Here is a 21,124-nt window from a genome sequence, read left to right as displayed (position 1 = left end):
ACCGCTTCCGCCGTTGCGACACAGCGTGACCCTTCCGCGCCGTTCCGCTGACTGGCCACACGGGGACAGCCGCAGCCACCAGGGCATCGCCGGAGGTCCGGGGCCGGGCGATGGGCTACCCCGCGACTACCCTCTGTGCCCCTTCCGCTGACGCGGTAAGGGACCCGAGCACTCCCCACGCCGCCCGGGGAATCCAGGAATTAAGAACATTATGAAATGTGTCACACCGCGACCCGGCTCCCCGGACCGCGAGCCGGGCCGGCGATGAGCACGATCACCCAGCGTACGACCACACCCAGCACGATCATCGCGGTCGCGGTCCACGTTGGTCGCGTCGTACCCGGCGCTCGGCGTGGGCGACCATCGCGTCCAAGGCCCGTGGCGGATTGCACCACGACCCCGTCCCGGCTGCACCGCCGGTCCGTGAGCTCGTGCGCCGCGACATCACCCTCGACGTGCGCGATCCGACCGCCCCGCCGTCCGGGGCGCCAGGGTCAGGCGTCTGCGCACCTCCGGCAGGCTGTCGAGGCGTACCTCGTACAGCCGCCCCTCGGCGTGCGCCGGCGTCTGGTCCCCGTAGTGGGGCGAGAGGGGATTGCCCGAGCTGCCGTGGCGGAGCACGTCGCGGATGCGGGTGCTGCCGGCGGGGCCGAACTCGACGACGAAGCGCCACGGCGCGCCCTCGACCACCTGGCCGTCGCGGTCGGGATACATCAGACAGACGCTCTGCCCGCCACCGCCCACCGGGGTCGGGGGCGATCCGTACAGCGAACGCAGCGTGTCCGACACCGCGGCCAGGGGATGCTGGTCCGCGATCCGGTTCAACCTGCCGTAGCACCAGCCGGTGGGGTCGTCGCCGAATCTGTCGGCGAGTCGACGCGCCGCCTCGGTGAGGGCGTCGGCGACGACGACCGGCAGTTCCTCCGTCTCGCCGAGCCGCCGGCGGGCGTCCGCGTCCATCACCAGGTGATCCACCTGAAGGGTGACATCGGTCATGGCGTCTGCGACGGCCGCACCGAGCCGGCTGGTGATCCAGCGCCCGGTCAGCACCCGGGCCAGCGCCCCGAAGACCAGAGGTGCGGCCTGATCGGCGTCGTCCCTGCCGTCCCAGGTGGCCAGCGACTGATGGCTGAACCGGGCCAGCGGCGACTCGGGTGGATTCTCGTCGAGCGCCTTGAGCAAGGTGGGCAGGATGCGCTGTGCCCGGCCGTTGCGCAGGTCCATCTGCCACGCGGCGAAGTCGTCCGGACGGGCCGTCGGCATCGCCGTCAACAGCTCCCCGATCCGGTCGGCCCGGTACGGTCCGCCCCAGTCGCTGCCCAGGTGCGGGGCGACTCCGTCGGGCAGGATCTGGTGGTTGGCGCTGACCACGTAGCCCGCTGGCGGATCGACGACCTCCGGCAGCTCGTCGAACGCGAGCGTGGTGGTCCAGCGAGCGGCCACTTCGGCCGCGCCGGCCGGGGCGAGGCCCTCCTGACGGTCGCGGCGGGGCACGATCCCGGCCGTCCGCAGCGCGACCGCACCGTCACGGGTCGCGACGACGAGGTTGAGCACGGGCACGCCGAAACCCCGCAGGGTTTCGCGGAACGCCGGGTAGTCGCGCGCCCGCCACATGCGCTGGCAGCTCTCGGCCTCGGTGGACGGGTGCAGGCCACTCCAGTAGAGGGCCACCGGGTCCGCCTCCGCACCGCGTGGGCCCGGCAGGTCGACGTATCCCGGCCCGCCTGCGGCGGTCACGGAGATCTCGTTTCCGCCGCGCACCCGCACGACGCTGGTCTGCGACCACCGTGACTCTCCCGGCGGGTCCGCCCGCTCCCCCACGGCCAGGTCCTGGGTGTCGATGGTGGAGTTCGTCACCCCCCAGGCGAGATCCGGGTTGGCGCCGATCACCAGTCCGGGCACGCCCGGCACCGTCACGCCGTACGCGCGTTCGCCGTCGAGGTCCAGACCCAGCTGATACCAGAGGCTCGGCTGGGTGAACAGGATGTGCGGGTCGTTGGCCAGCGCGGCGAAGCCGGTGGCGGACCTGGCCGCAGACACCGCCCACGCGTTCGAACCGCTCCCCTGCCGGCCCGCGAAGAGGTCGCCCAGGTGGGCGGCGCCGGCCGCGGACAGCAGCGCGGTGTCGCCGCGCCGTGCCGCCGGCCCTGCCGGGGCGTCGGACCCGATGGTGACGCTGCCGCCGGGCGGGTACTTCGGCGCCAGGAAGCTGCGGACGAGGTCCGGTCGCTCCGCCAGCAGCCGGCTGCGGAAGATCTCCTGCTGCAGGTTGCGGCCCAGATGGAAGCCGAGCTGCTTGACGATGGCCAGCGAGTCGCTGACCGACCACGGGCCCGGCCGGTACCTCACCAGGTGGAAGTCGGGCGGGAGCTGCCCGCGGCGGCGCATCCGGCGCACCGCGGTGTCGACCCCGTGGGCGAAGGCCGCGAGGTTGGCGCGGGCAGGCGCTGAGAGCAGCGCCTCGCTCTGGCGGGCGGCCCGCTCGAAGGCGAGCGTACGGGCGAGCACGTCCGAACCGGCGGCGCGAGGGCCGAACACCTCCGCCAGTCGTCCGGTCGCCCGCCGGCGCAGGACGTCCATCTGCCACAGCCGGTCGTACGCCATCGCGACCCCGACGCCGACGTAGAGATCGCGCTCGTCGCGCGCACGGATCCACGGGATGCCGCGTCCGTCGCGGTCGATGTCGACGGTCCCGTGCAGGGCCGCCAGAGAAAGCACCCGGGTGCGCCGGAGCGCACGACTGCTCGGCCAGGCGACCAGGCGCAGGATGCCCGCCGCGGCTCTCATGACGCCTTTTCGGTCTCCGTCTCCGGGAGAGTGTCGTGGCGATTCAGGTCAGGGATGCGCCGGCCGACCAGCAGGTAGATCGCGACGCTCACCATCGCCAGGGAGCCGATGGCGAGGAACATGACCGGCCCGCCGAAGGACGCGAGGACGAGACTGCCGAGGAACGGTCCGGTGAACCCGCCGACCTGCGCGAAGGTCTGTGCGCCGAAGTAGGCTCCGCGCCGGTCCTCGGGCGCGATGCGGTCGACGAGCGCGAACTCCGACGGCACGATCAGGGTCTCGGCGACGGTGAACACCACCATCGCCAGGATGTAGTGCCACATCTGCTCGGAGATCGCGAAGCCGGCCATCCCGACGAAGGTGAGGATCCCGCCGAGGGTGATGGCGTTCAGCGGGTTGTAGCGCTGCACGTAACCGGCGGCGAAGAGCTGGAGGATGATCACCGCCACCGCGTTGGTGGTCATGACCGCGGCGAGCACCCGGGCGCTGTCGGCGAAGTCGATGACGAAGTTCTGGGCGAGCAGCACCGAGATCCTGCTGTGCACCGTCTCCAACAGGATCGCGCCCATGAGCAGGAGGAGCAGGCGGCGGTCCGACATCACGGCCCGGGCCGATTCGCCCAGTCCGCGGACGATGGCGCCCGTGCTGCGGCCGAGCGTCGCCAGCCCGGCGTCCCCGAGGGACGGTCGTGGCAGTTGCCGCGTGGCCGCCCAGAGGACGGCGAGGTAGACCAGGTAGACGACGGCGGCGGCGGGGAAGGAGATCCGGGCGCCGGTGAACCCGAGGGCCACGCCGATCAGCGGACCGACGGCGTAGCCGGCGTTGATCGCGAGGTACTGGTAGGAGAACCACTTCACCCGCAGCGCAACGGGGAGCAGGTCGCTGATGAGTACCTTCGCGACCGGGCTGAAGGCACTGGTGGCGAACGCCATGGACGAGTTGAAGACGAACGCCGTCACGGCGTCGCGCGCGAAGAAGAACCCGACGAAGCTGCCGATCACCACCAGCAGGCAGGAGAGCAGGACCCGGCGGCGTCCCACGATGTCGGAGAGCGCGCCGCCGAGGAACCCACCGGAGATGCCGAAGAGGACGGAGGAGCCGATGACCAGGCCGACCGTCGAGACGGACAGGCCGAGTTCGTTGCGGAGGTAGATGGCGAGGAAGGGAATCGTCACGCCGTTGGCCAGGCTCATCACGCCGGAACCGCCGACGAGGATCCTGGCCAGTCGCGGTGGGCGGAACGCTGCGCTCGCAGCCGGTTCCCGGGTCAACTCGGGTTTCCTTCCGTCTTGTCCTGCTGGCGCTGGAACTCGGTCATTGCCTCGGCGACGGTAGCCGCTCCGGGGTCACGCAGCATGCCCTCGTGGCTGGTGGCCACCACCGTCTCGGTCAGGTTCGGCAGCACCAGGTGCCAGCCCTCGGTGTGCCCGTCATCGTCGTCGGACCTCTCCAGGCCCGCCACCAGCAGCAGTGCGGGCACGGCCAGGGCAGGCGCGGGCTCCGCCATGATCCGTCCCATCGTCCGGTAGTCCGCGAAGGCGTGGGCGAGCCCGCCGATCGTGGCAGCCAGCGCGGGCGCCGCGGTGGAGGTGGCCCAGCTCAGGAGTTCCGCGTCGGCCAACCCGGCCGCGGACTGCGGGGAGAGCTCGCGCCACCGGCGGGTGTGCTCGGGAAACGCGAGGGCGACGTCGGAGAGGAAGGCGACCAGCCGACTCCGGTGATCCTCGGAAAGGCGCTGGTGGAGACATCGTGGGCTCGGCGCGTCGAGCAGGGTGATGCTCCGTACCTGGCGGCCGGCCGCCCGCAGCGCGTGGGCGAGGTGCAGCGCCACCGCTCCGCCCAGGGAATGTCCGACGAGGTGGACCCCGGGATCGGCGACGGGCAGCAGCTCGGTCAGGCAGGCCTGCGCGGCGACGGCGGCGGACGGCGTGCCGTCCCGCGCGCGGAGGAGGTCGCGGGTGTGCAGGGCGTAGAACGGGCGGCCCCGGACGTGCGTCGACAGCCGCGCCATCGAGGCGCCGATCCCGAAGACGCCGGGCAGCGCCACCACGGGCGCCCGGCCCGCCATGGAGTCCCCCAGCGGCATCAGGTCGACCGGGCGGCGGGACGCCGCATTCCGTCCGGCCGGCCGGGCCCGACGGACCGCGCCCGCCACCGCTCGTACCGTCGGCGCCCTCAGGAAGTCGCGCAGCGGGACGACGACACCGAACTGTCGGCGTACGGCGGCCAGCAGGCGGGTCGCCAGCAGGGAGTTGCCGCCCTGCCGGAAGAAGTCGGTGTCCGCTTCGACCTCGGTGCCGGGCAGCAGCTCCGCCAGGATCGCCAGCAGGGACCGCGTGACGTCGTCGACGCCTGCGGGCACATGTGGCGTCAGGACGGGGCCCGGGTTGGGCAGGGCTGCCCGGTCGAGTTTGCCGTTGGCGGTTCGCGGTAGCGCGTCGACGAGGATGAACGCGGACGGAACGGCATACGCCGGAAGCCGACCCTCCATCCAGGAGCGCAGCTGCGCCGGACCGGCGTCGCCGCCGACGACGACGTACGCCACCAGCCGGGTTCCCGTGCCGGGTGCGGTGTGCGGCACCACCGCGGCCTGCCGCACACCGGGCAGGGCGACCAGGGCGGCGTGCACCTCCCCCAACTCCAGGCGGTAGCCGCGGACCTTGACCTGGTCGTCGTTGCGCCCGTGGTACTCGTACTCGCCGGAAGGCGTCCGCCGGGCGAGGTCCCCGGAGCGGTATCCGCGTACGGGCCGGCCCTGCGCGTCGGTGACGGTGATGAACCGCTGCGCGGTGAGTTCCGGTTGTCCCAGGTATCCGAGGGCCACGCCCGCACCCGTGACGATGATCTGCCCGATCTGACCGTCGGCGACCGGCTGATCGTCCTCGTCCCACAACAGGAAGTCGAGGTCGGGAAGTGGGGCGCCGATCAGGCTGGTCGTGCTGGCGACGTCGGAGGCGAGGATCCGGCGGTACGAGGCGTGGACGGTGGTCTCGGTGATCCCGTACATGTTGACCAGGTCGGGCGCGGTGTCGCCGTACTTGGCGACCCATGGCCGCAGGTCCCCGAACCGGAGCGCCTCACCGCCGAAGACCACCCACCGCAGCGGCAGCCGGTCGTCGTACTCGTCCTCCTGGGCCGCCAGCGAACTGAAGGCGGTGGGCGTCTGGCTGAGCATCGTGACCCGCTCCGCCCGCAGCAGGCGCCGCAGGGCGACCGGGTCCCGCATGACCTCGCCCTCGACGACGACCACACACCCGCCGGTGAGCAGCGCCCCCCACATCTCCCACACCGAGAAGTCGAAGGCGAACGAGTGCGCCATGGTCCACACGTCTGCTGGCCCGAACCCGAACAGTGGCTGCGTGGTGCCGATCAGGCGCAGGACGTTGGCGTGGGAGACCTCGATTCCCTTGGGACGGCCGGTCGTGCCCGAGGTGTGGATGACGTACGCCCGATCGGTGGGCGCGATCGGGCGGACCGGTGCGGCGGGCGGGTCCGGCTGTTCCTCGCCACCGTCCGACGCGTCGAGCAGGACCGCCGCGACCGTCGCGGGCAGGGAGCCGGCCAGCGTACCCGTGGTGATCACCAGGGACGGCGCCGCGTCACCGACGATCATGCCGGTACGGACGGCGGGCGCCTCCGGGTCGAGCGGCAGGTACGCGGCACCCGTCCGGAGCACCGCCAGCGCCGCCACGATCATCCGTGCCGAGCGCGGCAGCAGCACGCCGACCGGCTGGCCGGGTGGCGCGACCGTCGCGATCCGGCCGGCCAGGGCCCGGGAGGCGGTGGCCAGCTCCCGGTACGTCAGGGCCTGCCGGTCGCAGCGGACGGCGGCCCGGTCGGGGTGCCGAGCGGCGACCTCGTCGAAGGCGGCGACCAGGTTGTCGGCGGTGACCGTCGCGGTGCCGGCCCGGCCGAGCGCCGGTACGGACACGTCGTGGCGTCCGGCGAGCCGCCGACGCAGCCGTAGCGCGCGATCGGTCGACGTCATGAGCGGTTCTCCCCAGGTTTCGTCCCGCCGGTCCTCACAGGGCGAGCACCAGCGGGACGATCAGCCCTGCCGCTTCGACCCGCGACACGTACGCGCCCCAGTGCGGGGAGTCGATGAGCGTCGCCGTCGCGCGGTGGTCGATCTCCAGGGACTGGCCGCTCACCTCCCGCCAGATCTCCCCGAGCGCCCTGCGGTCCTCGTCGTCGACGAGCGTCGCCTCCTCCACCGGCCGGTCCGGGCTGCCAGAGAAGAACCTCAGCAGCCGGTCGGCCGCCCCGGCCAGCCGGTCGATGGCCTCCGGGGTGAACAGCGACCGGTCGTACTCGATGGTCAGCCCGATCCGGTCCTCGTCGGTGAAGTGCAGCAACAGGTCGAAGCGGCTCGTCTGCGCGCCCAGCTGGGTCACGGTCGTGTCCAGGCCCGGCAGCGCGGCGGCACCGCGCATCGACCGGGCGACGGAGACCACGACCTGGACCAGGGGGCTGACTCCGGGTCGACGGGGTGCTCCCACGAGGTCCACGATCTTCTGCAACGGCAGGCTCTGGTGATCCAGGGCGTTCAGGGCGCTGTCCCGGACCACCGCGACGACGGCCCGCGCGCTGTGCTCGGGGTCGACCTGGTAGCGGAACGGCACGGTGTTGGCGAAGAAGCCGACGAGGTCCTTCGTCTCCGCCGGGTGCCGACCGGCGACGGCCGCACCGATCACCACATCCGACTGCTGGGCGAGCTTGGCCATCAGCACCGCGCTGACGGCGTGCACGACCATGAAGAGGGTCACGTGGTGTTGCTGCGCGAACGCCCTCACCTCGGCGGAGAAGGTCTCGTCCCACTCCCGGCGGTGCCGGCCCGCGGCCCGCGCACGGTCCTCGGTCCGCTCCAGGTCGGTCGCGAGGGCGAGTTCCCCGTCGTAACCCTTCAGGTAGGACCGCCAGAAGTCGCCCTCGCGTCGGGCCGGCGCCGATTCGAGGTAGTTCTGCTGCCAGCGGGAGTAGTCACCGTACTGGATCGGGAGCGGGGCCAGGTCCGCCTCCCGTCCCGCCCGGTGGGCCGCGTACGACTCCGCGATCTCCCGCAGGATCACCTCGTTGGACCAGCCGTCGGTGACCACGTGATGGCTCGTCCATTCGAGTACGTGGTCCCGGTCGGAGAAGCGGTACAGGGTGGCCTGGGTCAGCACCCCACCGAGGTCGATGCGCCGCGTCGCCCGCTGCCGGACGTACTCCAGCATCGCCTCGGTGTCCCCCTGAGCGACCACCGCGTCAGTAGCCTGCCGTACCCGCAGGCGCGGCTTCGCATCGGGATCCACGACCAGCAACGGCACGCCGTCGCGTTCGACGATCCGGCTGGACAACACCTCGTGCCGCGTGACGAGCCGGTCGACGGCCGTCCGCAGCGCCGTCACGTCGAGGTCGCCATGCAGATGCAGGAGGTAACCGTCGGTGTAGGCGCCGTCGGAGTCGAGCTGGTCGAGGTACCAGAGGCTCGACTGCGCCATGGACAGCGGAAACTCCCGCAGGCCGGCGGGCCTCGCCGGGATCGGCACAGCCGATTCCCGGTCGTCTGTCAGCGCCGCCTCGACCCGGGCGGCGAAACCCCGCAGCGTCGGGTTCTCGAACAGCTCCCGGATCGGCAGGCGGACCCCGAGGCGGTCGCGCAGCCGGGCGAGGACCTGCGTCGCGTGCAGGGAGTGGCCGCCCAGGTCGAAGAAGCTGACCTGGGGCCCGGGCCGGCGACCGGACAGCACGGAGGCCCAGATCTCGGCGACGGCCTCCTCCATCGAGGTCATCGGGGCGCAGCTCTCCTCGGTCGGTTCGTCGACCGGGGACAGGGCTGTCGCCGCCAGCGACCGGGTGTCGACCTTGCCGTGGCTCGTCCGCGGCAACTGGTCGATGCGGACCAGGAAGTCCGGAATGGCGTTGCGTGGCAGGACCTGGCTCAGCCCGGAGCGAACCTCCTCGGGCCGCAGGTCCCGGCGGAGCAGGGAGCCCTCGGCCGAACCGCCGGCACCGCCGGAGACCACTTCCGGTACGAAGAATCCGACGAGTTGCTTACCGCCGTCATCGGACTGCCGGACGATCACCACGCTCTCCTGGACGCCCTCGACGCCGGCGAGGGCGCGACTGACCTCGTCCAGTTCGACCCGGTTGCCTCTGATCTTGAGCTGGTTGTCGATCCGGCCGAGGAACTCCAGCGAGCCGTCCGCCAGCCGGCGGCCGCGGTCACCGGTGCGGTACATGATGCCGTCCCCGTCGACGGCGAAGGGATCGCTGACGAAGACCGCGGCGGTACGGTCGGGGTCGTTGACGTAGCCGCCACCGACGCAGATGCCGCCGGCGTACAGCTCACCCGGCGTGCCGGTGGGCACCGGCTCCCGGCCGCCGTCCAACACGTACAGGGCGGTGTTGCGCACTGGCCGTCCGATGGGGACGGAGACGTCCCGCTCGTCGACGTCCGCCGCGACGAGGTGGTGCAGGACGTCGTCGGACGTCTCGGTCGTCCCCCACATGTTCAGCAGCCCCACCTCGGGCAGCAGCCGGCGGAACGTGTTGGCGGACTGCGGGGTCAGCGTCTCCGCCTGCGAGGCGACCCAGCGCAGGCGGAACGGGGCGAACGCGTCGACGCCGTAGAACGCGAGCTCGGCGCACATGATGTTGAGCACGGACGGCGTCACCTCCAGCACCGTGACCCCGTCCTCGGCCACGGCCCGCAGTAGCGACGCCGCGTCCTGACCGATCTCGTCCGGGTAGATCACGGTCGTGGCGCCGACGGCGAGTGGTGCGAGGAACTGCCAGACGGAGATGTCGAAGGTGGCGGCGGCGTCCTGGGCCAGCCGGTCGCCGGGCCGCAGGTCCAGTTGCTGGATCTTGGCGTCGAGGTGGTTGAGCATGCCGTCGTGCCGGATCAGGGCACCCTTGGGCTCGCCCGTGGATCCCGAGGTGAAGATGATGTACGCGCTGTCCCGACCGCCCGGTGCGGGTCCGAGCGCGACCGGGGCGCCGGCAGCGGCGGCGAGGACGTCCGCCACATCGACCAGTTCCACCTCACCGATCGCGGCCAACGCGGCGCGGTGCGTCTCGTCGCACACCACCAGCCTCGCCTCCGCCCGTCGGACCATGCGGGCGACGCGTGCGGCCGGGCCCTGCGGCAGCGGCAGGTACACCGCGCCGAGGCGGAGGATGGCGAGGGTGACGACGAGGTAGTCGATGTTCCGGCCGCTGGCCAGGCCGACCACGGTGCCGTGACCCACCTGCCGTTCACGCAGCCATCCGGCCACCCGCTCGACGTGCACGGCGAGCTCCCGGTAGGTGATCTCGCGGCCGCGGCAGACGGCGGCCACCTCGTCGGGGAACGTCTGCACCGAACGGGCCATCCGGTCGAGGAAGCCCGTCGCCGTCGCCGGCTCGACCGGCCCGCGTGAGATCGCCAGCAACGCCCGGTACCGCTGCTCACCGAGCAGCGCGACCTGCGTCGGCTCGTCGTCCGGCTGGTCGACGATGCTCGTCAGCGCCCGCAGGAAGATGTCCGCCACGTCGTGGAGCTGGTCCTCCGAGATCCGCTCCATGTTCGCTTCGAGGTCGAGCGTGAGCAGTCGACTGAACGGATCCTTGTTGAACTCGGCCCGCAGGGTGAAGTTCGTCTGGATGTAGCCGAAGCCGTCCACCACCTCGATGCCCGTGGCGTGGGCGAGCCGTTCGTAGCCGTGGAAGTGGGTGTAGTTGAACATGATGTCGGTCAGCTCGGGTACGCCGGCGAGGCGGAGCATCTCGGCGTGCGGGAAGCGCCGCACCGGCAGCAGTTCCCGCTCCTTGTCGCTGGTGGCCGCGATGAGGTCGCGCCAGGTGCGGCCCCGCGGCCGGAGCCGGAAGGGTACGAGGTTGAGGTGCAGGCCGATGACCTCGGTGCCGCCCTCCTCCTCGATCCGCCCGTTGGCGGCGACGCCGAGCACGACGTCGTCGCGTCCCGTGAGCGCCATCACCACCCGCGAGTGGACGGCCATCACCACGTGTTTGACCGACACCCCGCAGGCGGCGGCGAGCTGGTGCAGGCGGTCGGAGAGTTCCGCCGGGAGGTCCACGCTGAGGAAGCCCATCCGCCCCTCGTGGACGGCGCCGGAGCCCCGGGCCAGGCGGGGCAGCAGGCTCGGCTCGACGTCGGCCAGTTCCTGTCGCCAGAACTCCTGGACCGCCTCGTCGCGGAGCACGGCCTGTTCCTTGGCGATGAAGTCGGCGTACCGGCGCACGGGCAGGGCACGGTCGTGCGACGCGATGCCCCGCAGGTCCTGCCAGTAGTCGACGAGGATCTCCGCGAGCAGGGACGTCTCGCTCCACCCGTCGAACATCGTGTCGTGGAAGCTCATGGAGAACATGAACTCGTCCGGGCCGAGCAGGTGCGCCGTGAACCGGACCAGTGGTGGCCGCGCCCAGTCGTACGGGTTGCTCATCTCCCGACGTCGCCAGGCCTCGAACTCGGCCAGCTGCCGATCCTCGTCGAACCGGCTCAGGTCCGCCACGCTCAGCGGGGTTCGGGCCTGCGCGTGGACGACCTGGAGCGGTTGCGAGAAGCCGGACAGGTGGAACGACGTCCGCAGGATCTCGTGGCGCTCGGTCACCCGCGCGAGCGCGCGGCTCATCGCGTCCTGGTCGAACCTGGCGCGCAACCGGAACATGAAGATGTCGCAGTACATGTTGACGCCTTCGGCGTACGCGCTGTGGAACAGCACGCCGGCCTGGAGGGTGGCCAACGGGTAGGCGTCCACCGCGCCGGCCGGCAGGCGCACCCGGTCCGCCGCGTCGATGAGGCTGAACGGCTCGACCGGCGGGTCGACCGACTCGTCGGTGGCGACCGCGTTCGCGGCCAGCGCACGCGGCGTCTTCAGCTCGTAGATGTCGGCCAGGTCCAGCGTCATCCCGCGGCTCGCCGCGGCCGCACGCAGCTGCACCGCGATGATGGAGTCCCCGCCGATGCCGAAGAAGGAGTCGTCGGGTCCCACCCCCTCGACGCCGAGCACCTCCTCGAACAGCGCGCAGATCGCCCGCTCCAGGGTCGCCGACGAGGCGTCGGCGTCCGCCTCCGTGGCCATCGGCGCCCGGAGCTGGTTGGCCGCGGTCGGTGCGGGTAGAAGCGTGAAGTCGGCCTTCCCGTTGGCGTTCACGGGAATCTCCGGCACCGGGACGATGAAGGCCGGAAGCATGTACGACGGCAGGCTCGCCCGCAGCAGTTCCGGAATCTCCCCCAGCTCGCAGCCGGGGTCGTGGGTCACGTATGCGACGATCTGCGCCCGGTTGTTGCCGGTGCCCGACGCCGCCGGCTGCCCGGCCCGGACGAGACTGCGCACCGAGGAGATCCGCCCGGACACCGCCTCCTGTTTCACCACCGGATTGCGCTGCGGCCGCGTCCGACGGACGGTGACCGCGACCTGCTCGACGCCGGGTACCGCGGTCAACGCCGCGTGGATCTCCCCGAGCTCGACCCGGTGCCCACGGATCTTGACCTGGTCGTCGGCCCGCCCCAGGTACTCGTACTCCCCGGCGGGAGTCAGGCGCGCGAGGTCACCGGACCGGTAGCCCCGCACGGGCCTGCCGTCGACGGTCAGGTCGAGGAACCGCTCGGCGGTCGCTCCGGGCTGGCCCAGGTATCCGGTGGCCACCCCTGGCCCGGTCACGATGATCTCACCGGTCTGGCCCGGGGCCACCGGCCGGCCCTGCTCGTCCCAGAGCAGGAAGTCGAGATCCGACAGCGGACGACCGATGAGGCTGGCCGTGCTCGTCAGGTCGGCCGCCAGAACCCTGCGGTACGAGGAGTGGACCGTCGTCTCCGTGATGCCGTACATGTTGACCAGCTGCGGCTGCTGGTCGCCGTACCTGTCCACCCAGGGCCGGAGGTCACCGAAGCGCAGCGCCTCACCGCCGAGGACCACCCACTTCAGCGGCAGCCTGTCGGGCTGGGAGATCTCGTGCGCCACCAGGCTGTTGAAGGCGGTGGGCGTCTGGCTGAGCATCGTCACGTGTTCGTCGGCGAGCAACGCCCGGAAGGCCACCGGGTCCCGTGCGTCGTCCTGTCCCACGACGACCAGCCGGCCACCGGACAGCAGCGCCCCCCACATCTCCCAGACGGAGAAGTCGAAGGCGAACGAATGGAACATCGTCCAGACGTCCCCGGCGCCGAAGCCGAACTGCGGCTGGGTGGCGCGGATCAGGCGCAGCACGTTGCCGTGGCTGACCTCCACGCCCTTCGGCCGCCCGGTGGTGCCCGAGGTGTAGATCACGTAGGCGCGGGTGTCCCACGCCGCAGGGCACCGCCCGTCGGTGTCGTCGCTCCGGTCCTCCGCGACGTCCTGCGGCCTGATCACCGGGGTGTCCGGTGGCAGCAGTTCCGCCAGCTCGGGAGTCGTCAACACCACCGAGGGCGTCGCGTCCGCCACGATCAGCCTCAGCCGGGCGGCGGGAGTGGACGGATCGACCGGCACGTACGCCGCGCCCACCCGCAGCACGGCCAGGCTCGCGACCACCATGTCCGCCGAACGCGGCAGGAGCAGCAGCACCGGACGCGACGGGTCGTCGACCCGCGCCCTGATCGCCGCGGCGAGAGCCGTCGACCGGGCGGCCACCTCGGCGTACGACATCCGCCGGCCTGCGCAGCACACCGCGATGCTGTCCGGATGACGTCGGACGACCTCGTCGAACGACTCCACCAGATTACCGACGGCACCATCGGAAGCAGTCATCATCTCCGCCTTAGCTGAGTCGAACCGGGTCGTGAGCGAGTGGTGTGGACGGCCGTCGGACCAACCGGGCGAGATTCTCGGAGAAGCGCCGACACACCTCGGCTGCCGCCTCCGCGGACACGAGGTTGCGTTGGTGGACGAGGCGGAACGCGAGTCCGTCCGCGTCGAGGGCGCCGTAGAGGCTCGTCGCGAAGGCGACGTCCACGGGTGGCATGTCGAACGTCTCGACGTCGTGGGAGCCGAGCCGTCGCCGCCGGCGGATCCAGGGCACGGACAGTCCCACGTCGCTGCCGTCCACGGGCTGCTGGAGCGTCAACGTCGCCTGGAAGAGCGGATTCTGGCCGTGCCGATCCGCAGCGAGTGCCCGGACCAGGTCGCTGAAGGGAACGTCCGCGGTCGACAGCGCCGCCCGGAGTTCCCGCCACAGGCGTTCCTCGAGCGCCGACGGATCGGGCCGGTCGGTCAGGTCACCGAGGAGGGGCACCATGTTGACCAGGTAGCCGACGGTGCCGGCGAAGCGCGGGTCGGTGCGCCCGTGGTGCGGCGCGCCGATCACGATCCGCGGCTCGCCGGTCACCTGGTGCAGGGCTCCGGCGTAGGCGGCCAGCAGGGAGACGAAGGGGGTGAAGCCGCGCCTCGCCGCGTGCCGGTGGAGCGTCCGTACGACGTCCGGGTCGACCTCGAAGTCGATCCAGCCGGCCCGGTGCCGGTCCGGGTCCGGTCGTCGTCGTGGCGAGCGGGCTGAAGCAGGTCGTTCCGGAAAGAGGACGAGGTCACGCAGTGGCCGCCACTTCTGCGCCAGGGCCGTGACCCGGTCCCGCCAACCGGGATCGAGTCGCGCCTGCTGCTGTAGCCGGGCCCAGTCGGTGGCGTCCGCCGCGCCCGGTCCCCCCGTGGCCGGCGGGGCGTCGCCGCCCGTGATCCGGGGCAGGATCTCGGCGAGCAGGAGCTGAAGCGACCAGTGGTCGACGACCGCGTGGTGACACGCCACGAGAAGCACCGTGCCGTCCGGCGGGTACGCCACCCCGGCCCGCACCAACGGGCCCTTCACCAGGTCGAAGGGGCGGTAGGCCCGCTCGTGCAGGTAGGCCCGTACCGCCTCGTCGGGGCCGTCCGGGAAGGCCCGGCACTCCCAGTCGACCGTGCCGTGGTCGTGGACGGTCTGGACGCCGGAGCCGAGCGGTCCGAGGGTCGTGCGCAGCGCGGGGTGCCGGGCGACGGCCGTGTCGATCGCGGCACGCAGCAGTTCCTCCTCGACGCGGCCGCAGAGGCGCAGGGCGATCGCCAGGTTGTTCGCCCGGTTGCCGCGGGACACCTCGTCGTAGAAGTGCAGCTCGACCTGGCCGGCCGAGGCGGGGCTCACCGCGCCGGTCTGCGCCGGCAGCGGTACGGCGGCCGGGCCGGGAGCCGCGGCGGCGGCGACCAACTCGGCCACCGACCGGTCGCCGAAGAACAGCTCGGCGTCCAGGGTGCCGTTCACCAACCGCTCGACCGCCGCCTTGAGTTCGATCAGCCGCAGCGAACCGAGTCCCAGCGCCGCCAGCGGCAGCGACGGGTCCAACTCGGCCCCGCCGAGGTTCGCGTACCGCCGCACGAGCTGCTCCACCGCAGTGGACCGGTCGCCGGGGTGGGTGTCGGCGGCGGCCCGCTCGGGTGCCGCGGACGGGACCGCCGGCACGACGAGCTTGAGCCGTCCGCCGACGAACTGCTCCCTGGTGGCACGCCGGCGGATCTTCCCGCTGGAGGTCTTCGGTATCGCGCCGGGCATGACGACGACCACGTCGTCGAGGTCCAACCCGCACTCGGTGACCACCCGACGCCGCAGCCCACCGGTCAACGACGTGAGCAGCGCGGGGTCCGCGCGCAGACGCGCCAGCCCGCTGCGGGAGGCCTCGACCACCAGCGCCACCCGTTGATCACCGGTCTCCGGTTGGAACGCCGCGGCACCGCCCGGGCGCAGGTACTCGTCGCCCGCGGTGGCGAAGGCCTCGATGTCGTGCGGGTGGTAGTTGCGGCCCGCTCGGATGATCAGGTCCTTCTGGCGCCCGGCGACGTAGAGTTCGCCGTCGTACATCGCGCCGAGGTCCCCGGTACGCAGGAACGTCCCCTGCCGGCCGCCGACGGTGGCGGCGAACGTCGCGGCGGAGTCGGACCTGCCCCAGTACCCGGCGGCCACCCCGCCGGAACTCACGCAGATCTCGCCGACCTCGCCCTCGGCGCAGGGTTCGCCGTCCGGGCGGCGCACGGCGACCGTCGTACCCGGTGGCGGGGTACCGCAGGAGACCAGCGTGACCGAGTCCGTCCCTGCTGCTCCGGTCGCCTCGGTCAGCCGACCCGTTTCGAGAGCGTCCCGATCGAAGGTGCTGGCACGGTAGCCGGTCGACGCCTCGGGGCCGCTGACGAAGAGCGTCGCCTCCGCCAGGCCGTAACACGGATAGAACGCCCGGCGGTCGAACCCGAGCGGCGCGTACGCGGCGGAGAACGCGTCCATCGTCCGCCTGTCCACCGGCTCCGCGCCGTTGAAGGCGATCCGCCACGAGCTGAGGTCTGTCCCGTCGAGCAGCCCGGCGTCGAAGCGGTCCGCCAGGAGCTGATAGGCGAAGTTGGGTCCCCCGGAACAGGTCGCCTTGAAACGGGACACCTCCGCCGGCCACCGCAGCGGATCCCGGACGAACGCGAACGTGTCGAGCAGGATCGCCGGAATGCCCACGAACAGCGGCAGCAACGTGGTGCCGATGAGACCCATGTCGTGGTACATCGGCAGCCAGCTGAGCACCACGTCGTCGGTGGTGATCCCGAAGCCGGCAGCGATGGCCCGGTGGTTGTCGGTGAGGTTGCCGTGGCCGACCATGACCCCCTTGGGATCGCCCGTCGATCCGGAGGTGTACTGGAGGAAGGCGAGGTCGTCCTGCCCCGGCCGGTGGGGCCCCACCGGAGCGGCTTGCGCCCGCACCGCCTCGATCGGGTGCACCGCCAATCCGTCCGGCTCGGCCGCCAGCCCCGACAGCGGTTCGACCAGCTTCGCGGTGGTCAGCGCGTGGGTGGCTCCGCAGTCGCGCACGACGGTGGTGACGCGGTCGAGGCGCGCGTTGGGGCCCGGCGGGTAGAGCGGGACCGCGACCACGTTGGCGTAGAGGCAGCCGAGGAAGGCCGTGACGTAGTCGAGGCCGGGCGGGAAGAGCAGCAGCGCCCGGTCGCCCGGCTCAGCGATCGACCGCAGGTGGCCGGCCACGGTACGGGCGCCCTCGTCGAGCTGCCCGTACGTGGTGCTGGTCGCCGCCCCGGCACTGTCGACGAAGGTCAGAGCGTGCTCGTCGGCCCGGGTGTCCGCCCAGGCTGACAGAGCCGCGATGAGAGAGGTGTGCGTCATGGTCGTCTCTCAGTGGGCCGGGGCCAGGGACGCTTCGTCGCTGAAGACTTCCGGGCGCTCCTCGTCGACCAGCAGCTGGACCCGGTCCACGGCGGTGTGGATCCGGTGGATCACCTCCGCTCTGCTGGAGCCCGTGGCGATGACGTGCCCCAGGCGGTCGTAGGCGTTTCGTGGTGGTCGCACGGACGTGCCGGGGGACGCCGTCACGGTCATCTGTTCGACGCCGTCGAGGCGCTCGATCTCCGCCCCGCCCGCGGTACCCCGGAGCGTCCCGGGTCGCGGAGCCACCAGAAACTCGATCCCGGCGTACGAGTTCGTGGTCGAGGAGAGCCGGGTCGGTTCGCCGACGGCCGCCGCCAGCTGCGCGGCGAGCAGGTTGGAGCCGGTGGCGAGGCGGTAGAGCTCGGGGATCATCCCGCCGGCCGGGCGGGGATTGATCTCGATGATGGCCGGGCCGGACGGCGTGAGGCGTACCTCGGTGTGGGTCGCTCCGTGTGACATCCCGACCGTGGCGAGCGCCCGCAGGACGGCATCCACCATGTCGATCGCCTGATCCGCCGGCAGGTCCGCGGGAAAGACGTGACCGAGCTCCACGAAGTGCGGCCCACCGGTCACCCGCTTCTCGGTGATCCCGAGACAGCGGTTCCCGGTGCTCTCGCCGAACACCTCGACGCTGAACTCGGCACCCCGCACGTACTCCTCGACCAGTGCGCAGCGGGCGGTCGGCATTCCCCGGACGTTGAAGCGCATCCCCAGGACCGCCTCCACGTGCGCGGTCGCCTCCTCGACGGTGGCGCAGAGCAGTACGGCGTTCGATCCGGAGTCGTCCGCGGGCTTCACCACGCACGGCAGTCCGACCTCGCTCACCGCGGCGGCGGCCCGTGCCGGGTCCGTCACCGCGACGAAGCGGGGTTGCCGGATCCCGCTGTCCCGCAGCGCCTCCCGCAGCAGGGCCTTGTTCCGGCAGGCGGCCACGGCTGCCGGCGGGTTGCCCGGCAGTCCCAGCCAGTCGGCCAGTTCGGCGGCGAGCACGGTGTAGAAGTCGCTCGTCGTCGTCACCCCGGCGAGCTGTTCACGACGGAACCTGCCCTGGATGAGCGAGCGTAGGCCCGGCAGGTCGTGAGTCTCGCAGACGAGGACCTCGCAGTCGGTGTCAGCGAGCCCCGGGTAGCGGTCGGGACGGTCGGTGAGCAGTACCGGACGCAGCCCCATCCGTCGCGCGACGCTCAGGGCGAGCACGCCGGTCCCGCTCGTGTTCGCCTCCAGGAACAGCAGGTACCGCTCGTCGGCCGTGCGCGGGACGTCGGCTGTCCGCGACCAGCTCACGGCGACCTCGCCGGGGTTGATCGGACGCGGCCGGTCCGCCGCGTCCATTTCGTGGAGGCGGTCGGTGGCCCATCCGTCGTCGTAGACGGTCTGCGCGTACCGGTCGCCGCGATCGGGGAAGATGCCGACGATGCGGGTCCCGGGCTCCGCCCGGCGGGCCACGTCCTTCAACACCTGGTAGACCGATCCCGACGTGTTCCCGCCGAAGATCTGCTGCTCGCGGGCCAGGTCACGGGTGGCGCCGAACGCCTCCCGGTCGTTGAGCCAGTGCACCTCGTCGATCTGGCGACGGTCCAGGTTGGCGGGTTCGAGGCTGTTGCCGAGGCCGCCCTGCAGCCTGTTGGGCACGTCCGGTTGACCGAACAGCACGCTGCCGACGCAGTCCACCCCCACCACTCGCAGCTCGGGCAGCGCGCGTCGCAGCGCACGGGCCGAGCCGCACAGCGATCCACCGGTGCCGACCGCCCCGACCAGGACGTCGAAGGAGGTGAGGTCCCCCAGCAGCTCTGCGGCCAGGGACCGGTACGCACCCGGGTTGTCCGGGTTCCGGTACTGCTCGGGGAAGAACGCACCCGGCAGGCCTTCGAGCAGCTCGTGCAGCCGTTCGAGGCGGGCACCCTGCCAGCCCTGGCGGGACATCCGGTCGACGACGTGCACCCGGCAGCCCAGGGCGCGCAGCTTGGCGAGCGTCACGGGGTCGATCCGGGGGTCGGTGACGACGTGCACCGGATGTCCGAGGGCGGTTCCGACGAGTGCGACTCCCAGCGCCATCGTGCCGGAGGAACTCTCGACGATCGGCGCGCCCGGTTGGAGTACGCCCAGCCGTCTGGCCTCGAGGATCACGTGGCGGGCGACTCGGTCCTTCATCGCGAAGAGGTTCTGGAGTTCGAGTTTGGCGTACACCTGGACGCGCGGGTCGACATCCATCCTCAGCCTGATCAACGGCGTGTGCCCGATGGCGTCGACGACGTTCTGGAAGATCACGCGCTGGCCCCCGATCGTGCGTAGGTGCCGACGTCGTTCGCGCCCATCCGGACTGTTCCGCTCAAGATCGTCATTCTTCCCCGATTCGACGCTGACGTCCGAGCAGTGCCCGAGCGGAACCTCGCCGTTCACGACGGTCGTCCCACTGCTGCCGGAGGAGTCGGAAATCGTCTGCCTGGCTGGCGAGCAGGTCGGTCATCGCCTGGGGATTGACCGAGCCCGTCGACCGCTTGTCACGAATTGCGTTTTCGATGTCGAAGGCGTTGGCTAGCACGCGTTCGGCGTCGGAGACCTGATATCCGTGCCGGCCGGCGACCTCGGTCAACAGCCCGGGGTCTCCGGGATGGGGCGGGATGTCGGAGGAGACGACGGCGGCGATGTACTGCCCGACGACGATCTGGGCGTCGCGCCAGGGGATCCGGTCGTTGAGGGTCAGGTCGTTCGCCAGTGCGAACGCGCCCAGATACTCCCGCCGGCAGGCTTCCCGCATCCGGTCGGATCGGAAACGCAGGTTGTCGATGACGGTCGAGAAGAGCCGCAGAGCCGTCCGCGTGGTGGAGACGGAGACGTGGAGGTTCGCGGTCGCCTCCTTGGACACCTCCACCATGTTGGAATAGGGCGTCGAGCGTTGGGCGAGGACGATGTCCACACCGAAGGCGCCGAGATGCGCCAGCTTTCCGCGGATCCGCTCCAGGATCGGGAAGTTCTTCTTCTGCGGCATCGCCGCCGAGATTCCGGAAAGCCCGTCAGGTAGGTCGATGAAGGCATATTCGTTGCTACCCCAGGTCATGAGGTCGGTGACGAAGCGGCTCAGTTCGACACTGAGAATGGAGAATTCCGCCATCATCTCCAGGGCCAGCGACCGGGACGCGACCGCGGTGAGGGCGTGCGGAACCGGTCCCGCGAAGCCGAGCAGGTGCGCCATGCGGTGACGGTCCCAGGGCAGCTGCTGACCTGCCATCGAGCCCGCGCCGAGCGGCGAGAGGTCGTTGCTGTCATAGGTGGCGAGCCAGCGGCGCAGGTTGTGCAGGATCTGCTGGGAGAGGGCGGCCAGATAGAAGCCGGGAGTGATCACCTGGGCTGCCTGGAGATGGGTGTATCCCGGCATCAGGATGTCGGTCGTAGCGTTGGCGAGTCGATGGACAGCCTCACCGAGGCCCAGCAGGTCCTCCGCCGCGCCACCGAACCACTCGCGTGCCGCGAGAGCGTGTGCGGTCGCCTGGGAGTCGTTGCGACTGCGGTCGACGTGCCAGGTCGGGACGGGCTCGGTCAGCTGACGATGCACCCACTGCTCGATGGCCATCGACGTGTCGGACATGTTGGTGGCGGGGTCCGCGCTGATCGTGGATTCGTCGATCCTGCCGAGTTTGTCCGTGATGTCTCGCCGTTGATCGCCGGTGATGACTCCCATCCGCTCGTACTCGAACAGGAGAGCCACTTCCACGGCGAGATAGTGAGGAAGCAGGTGAGTCATGTCGAAGATGAACTGCGGCCGGAGGATTTCTTCATGCACCTGACGGGACGGACCGCTGGACAAGCGTCCCGACATCAGGGCGGAGCCCTCGGGTACGAGCTGCAACTGAAGACCTCCGTTACGCTGTTGCACGGCCGGACCGCAGCGCAAATCCGCGCCTTGCGGCGCGTGACGTCGCCTGCGGGTCAGACCGCCTCGAATGAAAGACAGTCATTGAGGAAGGTGCGACGATCCACAAGGGAAGGCGCGATCGGCGGCGCTGGACGAATTCGATGTCTGCCGTCAACAGACATCAAGCCAACTCCCCCGTGGAGCGACTACACAATGGCGCAAGCAACGGAGCGTGGAACTGCAGTTCGCGCCAATAAGCGATCTTCGATGGGGCGAGCGTAGCCGCGCCCCCCGTCCCACGCAAGGAACCGCATTCGCGCGCTATGTCTGGTACAGGTCGTATTTACTCATCCCGGCGCC

7 protein-coding genes are annotated in these 21,124 nt (G+C 71.2%); all 7 read right to left on the bottom strand.

What is annotated here, in order from left to right:
- Positions 1 to 444: 444 nt before the first annotated feature.
- Entirely contained in the window at positions 445 to 2,787 is a 2,343-nt protein-coding gene (locus tag AC5L34_RS15930) for a penicillin acylase family protein (RefSeq protein WP_441175894.1), read from the bottom strand.
- Positions 2,784 to 4,058, bottom strand: a complete 1,275-nt coding sequence (locus AC5L34_RS15925) for an MFS transporter (RefSeq protein WP_494825654.1) — start codon at positions 4,056 to 4,058, stop codon at positions 2,784 to 2,786. Before AC5L34_RS15925 ends, AC5L34_RS15930 begins: the two co-directional genes overlap by 4 nt.
- The gene (locus AC5L34_RS15920; RefSeq protein WP_494825652.1) at positions 4,055 to 6,775 is read right to left on the bottom strand and encodes an amino acid adenylation domain-containing protein; all 2,721 of its coding nucleotides are present in this window, start codon (positions 6,773 to 6,775) and stop codon (positions 4,055 to 4,057) included. The genes AC5L34_RS15925 and AC5L34_RS15920 overlap by 4 nt, the downstream gene beginning before the upstream one ends.
- 34 nt (positions 6,776 to 6,809) lie before the next feature.
- Complete coding sequence (locus AC5L34_RS15915; protein ID WP_494825650.1) at positions 6,810 to 13,499, bottom strand: amino acid adenylation domain-containing protein; 6,690 nt, start codon at positions 13,497 to 13,499, stop codon at positions 6,810 to 6,812.
- A gap of 10 nt (positions 13,500 to 13,509) precedes the next feature.
- Positions 13,510 to 16,869, bottom strand: a complete 3,360-nt coding sequence (locus tag AC5L34_RS15910) for a fatty acyl-AMP ligase (protein WP_441175898.1) — start codon at positions 16,867 to 16,869, stop codon at positions 13,510 to 13,512.
- A gap of 9 nt (positions 16,870 to 16,878) precedes the next feature.
- Positions 16,879 to 19,179 (bottom strand): pyridoxal-phosphate dependent enzyme, encoded by a 2,301-nt coding sequence (locus AC5L34_RS15905; RefSeq protein WP_494825648.1) that lies wholly within the window; start codon positions 19,177 to 19,179, stop codon positions 16,879 to 16,881.
- Positions 19,180 to 19,249: 70 nt separating this feature from the next.
- On the bottom strand, positions 19,250 to 20,758 hold the full coding sequence (locus tag AC5L34_RS15900; protein WP_494825646.1) for an argininosuccinate lyase: 1,509 nt from the start codon (positions 20,756 to 20,758) through the stop codon (positions 19,250 to 19,252).
- Positions 20,759 to 21,124: the final 366 nt, after the last annotated feature.

Source organism: Micromonospora sp. ZG13 (assembly GCF_059359355.1).
The sequence above is the reverse complement of the archived record's forward strand: the minus strand, read 5'-3'. Positions and strand labels throughout refer to the sequence as shown.